The 527-nt window shown below is 26.4% G+C and carries 1 protein-coding gene; it reads right to left on the minus strand.

What is annotated here, in order from left to right; translation table 11 throughout:
• The coding region (locus tag B5F09_RS14690; RefSeq protein ID WP_143357543.1) for an ATP-binding cassette domain-containing protein at window positions 1-347 on the minus strand (347 nt) is incomplete at its 3' end.
• Window positions 348-527 lie beyond the last annotated feature (180 nt).

A 527-nucleotide genomic window follows, 5' to 3' on the forward strand; every position in this document is an offset into this window, starting at 1 on the left:
AATTTTTTTACTTTTTTATCCTTATGTTCAAACAAGCCAAACTGTTTTAATTTCAAGTCTATCATTTTTTTATCTTTGCACAGCATAAACAGATTATCAAAAACACTTAGACTCTCCATTAGATTATATTCCTGTTCAACATACTCAACATTTCCATCTAATATCATAGTACCGGTATAATCATGATCACGTCCAGCTAAAATATTTAATAATGTTGTTTTACCACTGCCGCTTTTACCGATAATAAATGTCAAACCAACAGTGTTTAAAGTAAAATTCAAATCTTTTAAAACGTGAACATCATTTAATTTATTATGATATGTTTTGTTGATATTATCTAGTTGCATCCTTCTCCCTCCCTTTTTAAAAACAAAATGATTTATGACATTATATAAACTTAAAATCTTTGTTTTTTATTCAAAACTCTTTTTAATTCCTTCTAATCCGTATTTCATAGCTTATTCCCTTTATCAATAACATTATAATAATCGCCAATATTATACTGATTCCAAAGTCACTTAGATTAA

The sequence above is a fragment of the Erysipelatoclostridium sp. An173 genome (assembly GCF_002160495.1).
In the GTDB taxonomy this organism is placed as follows: domain Bacteria; phylum Bacillota_I; class Bacilli_A; order Erysipelotrichales; family Coprobacillaceae; genus Thomasclavelia; species Thomasclavelia merdavium.